Source organism: Brevibacillus sp. FIR094, from assembly GCF_050477165.1.
In the GTDB taxonomy this organism is placed as follows: domain Bacteria; phylum Bacillota; class Bacilli; order Brevibacillales; family Brevibacillaceae; genus Brevibacillus.
Genome location: NZ_JBEAES010000053.1, coordinates 20075 through 28521 on the forward strand (window position 1 = coordinate 20075; position 8447 = coordinate 28521).

Annotated in this window: 12 protein-coding genes; 6 read left to right on the forward strand and 6 right to left on the reverse strand. The window is 41.6% G+C overall.

Going from position 1 to position 8447, the window contains the following annotated elements; all coding sequences use genetic code 11:
• Positions 1 to 25: 25 nt before the first annotated feature.
• Positions 26 to 271, forward strand: coding sequence for a hypothetical protein (locus ACQ5DJ_RS28080; protein ID WP_429845315.1), 246 nt, complete (start codon positions 26 to 28; stop codon positions 269 to 271).
• On the opposite strand, the gene ACQ5DJ_RS28085 is transcribed toward ACQ5DJ_RS28080, so the two are convergent.
• The 5 genes from ACQ5DJ_RS28085 to ACQ5DJ_RS28105 all read right to left on the reverse strand — a co-directional run bounded on the left by ACQ5DJ_RS28085 (position 261) and on the right by ACQ5DJ_RS28105 (position 4725).
• On the reverse strand, positions 261 to 1556 hold the full coding sequence (locus ACQ5DJ_RS28085) for a site-specific DNA-methyltransferase (RefSeq protein WP_429845316.1): 1296 nt from the start codon (positions 1554 to 1556) through the stop codon (positions 261 to 263). The genes ACQ5DJ_RS28080 and ACQ5DJ_RS28085 overlap by 11 nt on opposite strands.
• A gap of 218 nt (positions 1557 to 1774) precedes the next feature.
• Positions 1775 to 2218, reverse strand: a complete 444-nt coding sequence (locus tag ACQ5DJ_RS28090) for a hypothetical protein (RefSeq protein ID WP_429845326.1) — start codon at positions 2216 to 2218, stop codon at positions 1775 to 1777.
• 105 nt (positions 2219 to 2323) lie between these two features.
• On the reverse strand, positions 2324 to 3001 hold the full coding sequence (locus ACQ5DJ_RS28095) for a hypothetical protein (RefSeq protein ID WP_429845317.1): 678 nt from the start codon (positions 2999 to 3001) through the stop codon (positions 2324 to 2326).
• Between the two features lie 777 nt (positions 3002 to 3778).
• A complete protein-coding gene (locus ACQ5DJ_RS28100; RefSeq protein ID WP_429845318.1) occupies positions 3779 to 4228 on the reverse strand; it encodes an ACT domain-containing protein in 450 nt (149 codons plus the stop codon).
• A gap of 110 nt (positions 4229 to 4338) precedes the next feature.
• Complete coding sequence (locus ACQ5DJ_RS28105; RefSeq protein WP_429845319.1) at positions 4339 to 4725, reverse strand: ArpU family phage packaging/lysis transcriptional regulator; 387 nt, start codon at positions 4723 to 4725, stop codon at positions 4339 to 4341.
• 164 nt (positions 4726 to 4889) lie between these two features.
• Here ACQ5DJ_RS28105 and ACQ5DJ_RS28110 point away from each other — a divergent pair, with 164 nt between their 5' ends.
• The 3 genes from ACQ5DJ_RS28110 (at position 4890) to ACQ5DJ_RS28120 (ending at position 6651) form a co-directional block, all read left to right on the forward strand.
• Positions 4890 to 5186 carry a recombinase family protein gene (locus ACQ5DJ_RS28110; protein WP_429845320.1) on the forward strand — a complete coding sequence of 99 codons (297 nt, stop codon included), beginning with the start codon at positions 4890 to 4892 and terminating at the stop codon, positions 5184 to 5186.
• Between the two features lie 160 nt (positions 5187 to 5346).
• Positions 5347 to 5985: a hypothetical protein gene (locus ACQ5DJ_RS28115; protein ID WP_429845321.1), complete on the forward strand. Its 639-nt coding sequence runs from the start codon at positions 5347 to 5349 to the stop codon at positions 5983 to 5985.
• Positions 5986 to 6315: 330 nt separating this feature from the next.
• Complete coding sequence (locus ACQ5DJ_RS28120; RefSeq protein WP_429845322.1) at positions 6316 to 6651, forward strand: DeoR family transcriptional regulator; 336 nt, start codon at positions 6316 to 6318, stop codon at positions 6649 to 6651.
• Positions 6652 to 6768: 117 nt separating this feature from the next.
• Here the strand turns inward: ACQ5DJ_RS28120 and ACQ5DJ_RS28125 are convergent, their stop codons facing one another.
• Positions 6769 to 7065 (reverse strand): hypothetical protein, encoded by a 297-nt coding sequence (locus tag ACQ5DJ_RS28125; protein WP_429845323.1) that lies wholly within the window; start codon positions 7063 to 7065, stop codon positions 6769 to 6771.
• A gap of 277 nt (positions 7066 to 7342) precedes the next feature.
• Here ACQ5DJ_RS28125 and ACQ5DJ_RS28130 point away from each other — a divergent pair, with 277 nt between their 5' ends.
• A complete protein-coding gene (locus tag ACQ5DJ_RS28130) occupies positions 7343 to 7588 on the forward strand; it encodes an Ig-like domain-containing protein (protein ID WP_429845324.1) in 246 nt (81 codons plus the stop codon).
• A 522-nt stretch (positions 7589 to 8110) separates the two neighbouring features.
• Entirely contained in the window at positions 8111 to 8368 is a 258-nt protein-coding gene (locus ACQ5DJ_RS28135; protein ID WP_429845325.1) for a MafI family immunity protein, read from the forward strand.
• Positions 8369 to 8447 lie beyond the last annotated feature (79 nt).

An 8447-nucleotide genomic window follows, 5' to 3' on the forward strand; every position in this document is an offset into this window, starting at 1 on the left:
TATATTTAGAAAGGAAGTGCATGCTATGACGCCTTACACATATGACCAATTCGTTGAAGATATAAGATCAGGTCGTGACATCGAGTTTATTTATAATAGCAACAGATACTCAATAACAAACACTCCGTTTGGTCATTCGTTCACACGTTACTATGACGAGGATAGTGTCATTACAACACAACAGCCAGATGAGCTGCTCTCTCTTGTTAAGTTAAATGGTCTGCCATTAAAAGAAGCGTGGCCTGATATCGAAATCGACATTATTTTCTAGCGCTTTGTCTCGTTAGTAACACAGGTTCGATTCCCGTTAACTCATAGTACCGTCGCTTGATGACATCACAGAATTTCGGATCAAGCTCCATTGTTCTACAGATACGCCCCATCTGCTCACACGTCATAAGGGTAGATCCACTACCACCGAAAAAATCGACAGTGATATCACCTTTTTGACTACTGTTCCCAATTGGAATAGCAAGCAGCGCCAATGGCTTTTGGGTTGGATGGACGTACTTGCTTACATCCCCTCGCGATACCTCCCAGACAGTCTCTGGTTCTTCGGAAGGTCCTGTTAGATCAGTTCGCCAAACCGTAGTCTGCTTACGATCTCCGAACCATGCTGGAGCCTGCCCTTTTAGATGAGCATAGAACACAGGCTCATGCTTGAACTTATATTGAGCAAACGACAACGAAAAAGCGTTCTTAACCCAAATACACTGGGTGCGCGATACTATTCCGGCCTTGTTCATCTTGTTCTCAAACTCTCGCTGATAGCTAGAAGGATGAAAAACATAGATTGCTGCTTTCGGGTCCATGATTGATGCATAGTTCGCAAACACAGCTTGAAGGAAGTCCTCGAATTGTTCCATTGGCATATCATCATTCAAGATGCTTTCCCTTCCGTCTAAAGCCAGTCCTGCCGATTCACTTTTAACTGCAACATTATAGGGTGGATCAGTAACTACTAGTGCTGCCTGCTGTCCATCCATCAGCCGTTTTACATCCTGCTCACTTGTTGCGTCTCCGCACATAAGAATGTGCCGCCCGAGCCTCCAGATATCCCCTGGCTTCGTCTCCGGTTCAAAAATATCATTTAGTGCTTTCTCAACATCGAAATCATCTTCTTTAACTGGTTCATCTATTTCAATGTTGACGTAATCGTTGATCAAGTCTACAGCTTCATCCAAATCAAAGCCTGTGAGCTCTACGTCCAAATCGCTCTCCTGCAGCTCCGCCAACACCTGGGCAAGCTTATCCTCATCCCAATCGCCGCTGATCTTATTTAAGGCAATGTTTAGGGCTTTCTCTCGAGCGTCGTCTAAGTCCACAACAGATACATTTACCTCCGTGGATCCCAACGCATTGACGAGAATCTTGAATCCTTGATGTCCACCGACAAGGTTCCCTGATCGTTCGTTCCAGACGAGCAGCTGCACGTATCCGAACTCTTCGATGGATCGCTTCAGCTTCTCATATTCGGGGTCGCTCGGCTGCAAATCCACGCGGGGATTATACGGGGCTGGGTTGATTTGAGAGACTGGTATTTTACGTATGTCCATGCTGTTCAGCTCCTTCGTGGCGATAAAGTAAGAATTAAGAATATTGCCAGCCCATAAATTGCTGGATGCCTTGATGCTGTTGGGCTGATGACATGTTTTGGGGGTGTAACGAAACGACTACTATTCAAGCGGAAAAGTATATGTTTTCTTTCACCGCAAAAATGGGGTTGCTGCGTAGAACCCCATGGCTTGGCTGGCTGTTGGCTTCTGGCGACCCCCTAGTCCAAATTTGGGTCTTCTCCTGCCTCTGTGATCTCCTGGCTGAATAGCTGCAGGAGCCACGCTTCTGCTGTCTTCCCGTTGAGAGAATACAGTGGATTGATTGCCAATGCTGACCGTCCTACCAATTCAGTTCGACGCATGACGTGCAGCTCCACGAATGCCTTCACGATCCTACGTGCTGTTGGATAGGAACAGTCTGCGATGCGGGCAAGGTCTTTGACCGTTAGCGGCGTCCCCTTTTGCCCGCGCTCATTATCCCCTTGCAAGAGGTTGGTTCCCTCGCTGGCATAAGGTGCGATCTTTAACAAAAAACCAGCCTCAGCGAGTGACAGCTTTCTGAGCCGTCGCTTTGCCTTTTGGCTGGCTTTAATCTTCACGAACTTTGAACTGCGACCACCTGGACGAAAAACCTTTACGATCTCTCCAGACTGGCGCAGCACTTTCTCCAAGTAGTATATTTCTCCTGTCGCTAAGTTAACATACTGCCGCACTACATCTCACCCACCACCTCAGTAATATGTCTGTACTAAAGAAAAAGCACCGAATTATCGGCGCTTAAATTTTAATTGCACGTTGTCCTCGTTTACAGTAATAAACTCCATAAAATGCTCACCATAGTTACTTAACTTTACCTGTTCTTTAGACAGTTCCTGCTCATCACCACCAATTGCTCCCCATGTTTTATGAATCATGATCAAGAATAGATTATTTAGCTTTGAATCAATATATTTTGCCAAGCCATCAAATTGGCTTCCGAGGAAGTACATTGTATCAGGGTAATATTCATCAACATCAGCATAATAAGCCAATCTTCTAACATCAGCATATCTCAAATTTCGCAGAGTATCAAAATAAGCTAAAACTATGTCCTCTTCACCAAGGTCCTCCAGCAAAACATTTTGAAAACCGTTTAAGATATACTTTATCTTATTGTCTTCATGTTCTTCCAAAAGATCTTCTAAAACTATTGGAAAAATCCTTTCCTTGATGAAATCATGAGGTAATTTGGTATAGTGTAGTAGTGACTCAATGCACTGAATTGCTGATTCATGTTCTTGCAACCTTTGTTCAAACCTCTTCATTTTAATATATTGCATTACTTTACCAATGTAAGGCGCAAGAGAAAACCCTGCTTCTATCAATTCGTAAAGTTCTGTTCCCTCGTCAACTCCAATTTTACTTAATACAGTATCGAGCCCTAACTCACCAATTTTAGTCGTCATTTTTTCCCCTCCATGCAGAGAATAATTCGGCTGAATAGAGGAATTCACCTTTTCTTACAGACTTTATTGCCATTTCCTTCGGCAGGGGCCTCCGCCGCGAGCCAATCTTACGCTTGTTGCGGGCACAGACTGTCGGAGGCGGTGCAGAACAATCAGTAAGCATTTGCCCCTGCTTACCGGAAAAAAGCCTCTACACTCTTAGCATAACGAGTATGAGAAGTACAGGACAAGGGGCGAGGGGCCGAAGCCTTAAGTCTCGCATGTAGTCCCCTGTCCGATAAATCCCAAAAGAGTAAATCGCGATTTCCTAAAACTCCGAGAGGGGTTCCCAAAACTTGAAAACCGCTGTAATGCATACAATGAAAAATAATTGCATGGTTCCCTGCTACGCTCGTCGCAACTGGTGCGTTCAGGCTCAGAATGTCCCCCTCTCGTAAGGTCACATTCGTCATCACCCATAGATTCGCTCAGGTACACCATTGATAAGGGATAGGCGGTATCTCCCAAGAGCCGATGTCGCTTGCTCTTGACTCAAGATTACCGATTCAGGCATTTCAAATCGTCCTGCCTTTTATCCCTGATTTTGTCCGGGTTTTGTCCCGCATTTTGTCGGGTTTTTGTCGAGGACATCAAGGAAGTACCTGCTGTAAACTAACTCTCAACAAAAAGAAACCACCTTGGTGGTTTCTGGCACTACTGTATTCAGCTATCGAACCTGTTAGTTGAATTATTACCCCATTATGGAAGTAATGTCCCTAGTTAGCGAGATAGTCTTTTTTAAATATTGGTAAATGAATGCCCTTCACTCTCTAAAACCAACCTTGCTTTTTCTATATACTGACTTTTAACAAGCAAGTAATCAGTATTAAAAGTAGAGATAGCAAAAATGCTAATCTTATTTTCTGCTAATGGATTAGCTAAAGAAGCTAATATACCTGTTAATCCGAAGTCTAAAATACCTTCTACTTTAATACATTTCCAATCATTCTCAACTTCCATAAATTCTTGTTTAAACGGTAAACACTCAGAAGGACATACAATTGAAAGCTCCTCATTTGTTCGGGTAATAGAAAATATATCACATTTAGTTACCCACAATGGCATTGTTTCCGTTGGGGGAAATTTAACAATAGAAAAAGTTGAATTTAAAATTTTTAAATTCAATTTGTCATCACTCCATTTCTTTGTATATGTTTTAACAGGGCTTATTTTATTTGGAAATTGCATCTTTGTCTCCAACCAATTGGATGGAATCCAAACCAACCAAGTGTTATATGTTCATTTGCTTCTCTTCCAAGTATAGAGGATGATTGGCTTGTTACCTGAAAAAAAGGCACTCAGATCATGCCGAGTGCCGTAGCGATTTGCCTTATTGCATCTTTCTTTTTCATGTAGTATTGATCCTTAGTCAGGCCCATATCTAGATATACGTTAATGTCTTTTACCCGTGATGTACTGAGATACTTCTCTTCAATAATCTGACGCTCAACTTCATCCAACGAATATTGTAATGCCCTTTCGATTTGTCGTGCTTTCAACTCATTCGTGGACTCAGACTTTTGAAGCTGTGGGAACAGTTGATCGATACCCTTCTCCTGTCGCTCCTGTTTATTTTGTACAGCAACACGAAGGGCCTTATATTCTATTAATGCTTTGACAACAGCCTTTCTGACTTCTTTTTCATCTACTGGTTCTAGAAATGACAGTTGCTCTTGTGCGCTCATCTTTCCAATTCCCCCTCGTGGCAGCCCATGCTATAATGTTTTTGCCGAACATATATACGGGCTCCCAACTGGGGGCTCTTCTTTTCGTATCAATTAAATATTCTCCCTGACGGCGTCGTTCGCATATATTACCATTAATTAACAATTGGATTTGAGGTGATCCTATGGTTGCTGTTTTTATTCGAACCGCCTCCAGTGATTTTCGGAAGACCCAAAAGCAAATGGAGTTCTGCATGCCGCTTGTCCAAGACATAGAATATAAGGTGTATATGGAAATGGACGTTAAAACCATTGACTCGGATCGCCCTGGTCTGTCTAAGTTGATTGCTGACATAGAGGCTGGATTGGTAAACAAGGTCATCTGCCAAAGTGCTGAGCGAATCTCCCGGAACCCTGTAGAATTAGGCAATTTTATGTGGATAGCGAATCAGATGAATGTCCCTGTGGTATTTGCCGAGTGATTCTGAATGGAATCACTTTTTCTCTTTTGTTAAATGCCAGCCAAAAATTTTTTATGTGAGATAGAAAAATGTCACTTTTCTGTAACGATCTTCATATGTTGTTCGTTTATAATGACCTTACAAGCAACAACACCCCTTATACACAGAAAGAGGAACCAACATGAATTTCAAAAAAATCATCGTCGGCATCATACTGACATCCGTCGTAGTTGTCGGCATCTTACTCGCTGTTAACTATGGCAAAGTAGAACAACCTGAATCTCAAGAAAATTTCAGCTCTAAGCCCCCAACATCCTCGAACGGGCATCAAAAGGTGAACGAACCTTCAGGTGCAGATACAGACAAGATTCAGCCATCCGCCAAAGTAGAACAGCCAGTACAGCCTGTTGCGCAGGAAAGCGGAAAAACTGACCTTTACACTAACCCTCAAGCAAATTTCAGCTTTAAGCCGCCAACTTCTTGGAACGGGCATTACAAGGTGAACCAATACGCAGGTGCAGATGCAGACAAAATTCTTCCATCGGCCAAGCATGTAGTGCAATTCGATTATGCGACGAAGGATGGAAAAGGTTCTGAAATGCTCCTGATGATCTCCGTTTTTACGAAAACTGATTGGACTCGCCTCTCTGGCGAAGAAGGGCCGCCTGTAGGGACATCCATTGCAGAATCAAATGACATGGTGTATGTGTATACAACGCCACAGTCCAATCCGCTTGATTCCCAATCTGAAGATGGCAAGCTGTTTGACCAACTGTTTGTTGATTTGAAAATAAATGAATCTTTCGCACTTCTAAAATAAGACTATTACTATTTGTTGTTCTCTGAAAAGACATGACTTCACTTTTTCGGTTGTAAGTATGCATTGGGTTCCACCCAGTTCTACGTATGAACCTTTTGTAGTAGATACTGATACATTAGATAATCGTTAAGAGACTGCACCCTTAGTGGTGCTTTTTCTTTTCCTGATTACCGCTTTAAACATTGGTTTAAAGCCTCAATGCTTTTCTTTTGTAATGTTTTGTAAAACGCCCCCGTACTTCTCACAAGTTATTTAAAATAAATTGCATATTTACCGTTTTTTCACAATAAAGTCTCCATGTAGTTATTTTTTTTGAGAGGGTGTTTTTTCATGAGTGAACTTAAGTCAACGTTTATCGGCGCTATTTATTCCGCTCCTTCCCCATTGCCTGGTCAATCATTTCGTTCGAGCTCAAACATTGGAACGGAAGTCCTTCCGCCAAACACAATTAATTTTCAATGGGTAATAAGTGGAGTTTCCAATCCTAATCAAATTAGTTTTGCTGTCGCTCAAGATGTTAGTGGTGGCAGTGATCCTACTCATTTTACTGGAGTAGTTAGCGATAAAATCACAGATGTTGTTTCTACTCGCAATCTTTACATTGGGAATCCTAAGGGTGCACAAGCAGACTTTTTGGTTGAAATCTATGCACTTTCAAGATCATAAATAATTCTGTTCAATTAGGGTGTCCTTTGGGACACTTCTTTTTTATTTGCAAATGACTATCTCATTACATCAAGTAGCACAAAGGTATCACTCCCATTTAACAAATCGATTGTTTTGTTAAGTCGTTTTCGTTGCATGGTATAGTATCCATTGTTCCCGTAGCGACAAGTCAGCTTTTAATTGCTTGAACCATTCCTTGTCCTTCGTCAGCAAGGATAAATCGATCATTGGAGTAATATCCTCTAGCTGTGTGTTTTCTTCAGCCAGCCATGCACTTGCCCTTTTGACATTTATTTCACCAATGTTCGATGGTAGCGTTACGTAAACAGTCAACATGTCCTCTGACATTCCCAAAATGAAACCAGTGATTGTTCTGCTTTTGACATATGCATGAACCCAATCAGACTCTTTCAACCAAATCACCCCATTAACAAATCGTGTGTTTTGTTAATTAAATTCTCTCTGTCAAATGAATCGTTAACTTTAGTTAGGTCACAGATAATAAAAGAGTTGATATAATCGAGTAGCCCATTGTAAGTTTTCACCTTTTTATCCGTTGATGGAACGCCGTGTGCGATGAAAGTCGCCTGCACGGTGTAGGCTCGAACGAACCCCCCTCATTAACTGAAGGGAATAAGTCGAGAATAGCAATCAAACACCTGTAGTAGTTAGTGCCATTCCGGATCAAATAATGCCCCCTCTGACACCTGCGCTCACCGTTAACGTGGCAGGGAATTTTACCGACCCGGATGGAGATCCTTTGACCTTCATGATTTACTCGATGACTGGAAGTCCCGCTACAGCCACTTTATCCGCATCGGGAATCCTAGAATTTTCTAGATTTCCTAATAATTTAGGTACCGTTACAGTGACAATCGTAGCCACTGATGCCAAAGGAGCAACGGCATCGAGTAGCTTCAAAGTCATATTGCAATAGTCATTTCCTGGAGCTTCAGGAACATGTAAAAGAAGAATTTCCATTAACGTCCTCTTGGGTTATCCCAGGGGGTATTTTTTTGGACACTGGGCTTGCCGCTTGCTCACCTCATTTAACAAATCGTGTGTTGTGTTAAATTTTGTATTTACTTCAAGGAATAATCATTTTAATGTATATAGTGTTTGAATATAAATTTTGGATTCGAAAGGTACTTTATATGACTCGCTCATTAAAATTGATACTATTAGGTTTCATCACAGGTCTATTAATTTGCGTTGCTTTTCCAGTCCTTCAAAAGGAAGCAGCCCTGATGGGATTATGGATGATTCTGTGGAGTCGTATTAGTTTACGAAAAGGCTCTGTTTATGGAATCTGGAAGCTTTTAACCCACATAACAGTAGTGATTGGCTGGATACTCTTGCTCTTCGGGATATTTCTGACAGCATTAGAGTACATTTTCTAAATTACCGTTGTGTTAAGCTGTTTTCCTATTCCTGCTATAACCACAGTAAGGTGGTGAAAATGATGTGTCCCACTCAAAGTCAAAATATAATTCGGATCGTAAAAGAAACTAGTGGAATGCCTAAAAAGGATATGGACTTCATTTTCGAGTTATTGGATCACAATGAATGGGGCGTTGCCTTGGAACATCTTTGCTCAACTATTATTGAAGAGAGAATTATTATCCAAAGAGATGTCTTCGAAGCAATAAAGCAGATCGGCGAATTAATGGAAATGGATCCCAACAATTGGAACCAACTCATTCATTTAATTCAATAACTATTGTGATAAATAACCTCCACGTCTTGGTAGCAGATGTTCAAAATCACTAGCAGCAACAGCCTTAATTCCATTTCTC